Origin of the sequence: Streptomyces sp. NPDC127084, assembly GCF_042724175.1 — a bacterium.
Lineage (GTDB): Bacteria > Actinomycetota > Actinomycetes > Streptomycetales > Streptomycetaceae > Streptomyces.
In genome coordinates, this window is record NZ_JBHXFA010000335.1 from 1 (window position 1) to 2025 (window position 2025).

Annotated in this window: 1 protein-coding gene; it reads left to right on the plus strand. The window is 72.9% G+C overall.

Annotated features, from left to right (window positions below):
- Nucleotides 1-128: 128 nt before the first annotated feature.
- Nucleotides 129-2006: a hypothetical protein gene (locus ACFWI9_RS33970; RefSeq protein WP_387169078.1), complete on the plus strand. Its 1878-nt coding sequence runs from the start codon at nucleotides 129-131 to the stop codon at nucleotides 2004-2006.
- Nucleotides 2007-2025 lie beyond the last annotated feature (19 nt).

Genomic DNA, 2025 nt, shown 5'->3' on the forward strand with positions numbered 1-2025 from the left:
ACCACCCCCCCCCCCACCCAAACACTCACCCCACGTACACCCCCGTGAGCCCCCGTCCCCCCCCGGGGCATAACCCCCATCGCGCCCACACGCGCCAACCCGCCGCCGCGCTCGCCGTGCTCCCGGACATGGACCTGCTGCCCGCCCACGCGTCGGTCGCCGCGATCGGCGCCGGCAGCACCTGGTGGCTCTACCAGCGGGTCAAGAACCGCGACTTCACCAAGGCGGTCCGCAGCGGCCAGCGGCTGCTCGCCCCGATCACCGGCAGTACCGTCTACGCGGCAGCCGCCCTCACCCCGGGCACCTCCTGGTGGGAGATCCCCCTCGCGCTGAGCTGGGGAGGCCTGATGGCCGCCTGGCTGCCCGTCACCCGCTCCACCTGGACCCCGCCCGCCCACCTCACCGGTGCCACGGTCTACCCGCCCGGGTTCCCCGGGTTGGTCATGCGCCTGTGGGACCAGCACGAGGTGGCGCCCGGCACCCGGATCGAGCGGGTCGAGCAGACCCTCTCTCCGCAGCACCCGGACTTCGTGTGCGAGATCGTCGCCCCGCAGGGCACGGCGGTGCCGCGCATCGAGGCCACCGACATCGCCGCCTGCTTCGGCGTGCCCACGCTGTGCGTGGACCTCGCGGAGACCGAGGCCGGGCCCGGCCGCATCCGCCTGACCGTCACCCCCTCCCGCGGCAGCGCACGCTCCATCGAGGACGTGTGGGCGGCACGCATCGCGAAGCCGGGCGGCGCCATCCCCGGCAGCACGATCGTCCGTGTCGAGCACCGTCCCGCACACGGACAGATGCCCGCGCACGGCATGATCCTGGCCGCCGTCGAGCCCGGAGAGGTCGCCCGCGTCAACCACGACCAACTGTGCAGCGCGTTCGGCGTGAAAGCCGAGGAAGTGCGCCTGGTGGCAGAGACCCGCGGCAGCGAGGTCCTGGTCACCCTCTACGAGCAGGCACCGCTGACCGTGGCCCGCCGCGCCACCCGCGACATGCTCTCCCTGGACGCCTACGGCCGCTACACCATCGGCACCGCCCACGACGGCCGCGACGCCAAGGTCCACATGCGCTCCGCGTCCGGCACCCTGCACGGCTTCCTGGTCGGGGTCACCGGCTCCGGCAAGACCGTCTGCCTCGCGCTGATGTGCGCGGCGTGGGCGCTGGCCGGACTGACCACGTGGGTGACCTCCGCCCGCCCGGACGCGCAGATGTCCGCCGTCGGCCGGCACGTCGACCGCCAGAACTCCGGCGCCGTCTTCACGTGGTGGATGCTCAAGGCCGCCATCGCCCTCATGGACATCCGCGGCTGGATGAATGCCGAGGTCGGGCACGACTTCTCCGCCCACTCGCCCTACCCCGGCCTGACCCTGGTCCTGGACGAGTTCAACAGCCTGGTCGGAGACGACCTGTTCGGCGACGACATCGCGCAGATGACCGACGTGCTGGCCCGCGAGGGCCGCAAGTTCGGCATCGGCGTGGTCTTCGCCGGCCAGTCCCTCAACCTCGACAAGCTCGGGGGCAGCGCGTCGCTGCGGGACCAGGTGCAGGGCGGGATCGGCGTGGTGCTGCGGATCGCGGGCGGGATCGCCGCACGCCAGGCAACCGGCGGACTCGCCGGCGATGCCGAACTGGCGGAGATCCCCGACCGGTTCGGCGCGCACACCTCGCTGATGGACCGGATGCTCGGCACCGACACCGACGTCCCTGGCGCGACCACGCAGGGCACCGGCCACACGGTCACCGGCTCCGACGCCGTCATGATGCGCACCCTCTACGTGCATCTGCCCGACGACGGCAGCCCCGACGGGCTCGCGGACATCTTCCCCGAGGACGGCGCCATCAACGTCCTGACGGACCGCGAGATCGACGCGCTGACCGAGCTGGGCCTGTGGCACGACTGGACGATGCAGCCCCCCACCGGAAAGGAAGGCGGCGACGAAGACGGCGGCGGTGGCGGTGGCGTCATTGGGTCGTTCGCCCCGCCCCCGGGGGTGGCGCGGGCGAAGTAGCGCCCGGGGCGCGTCCCGT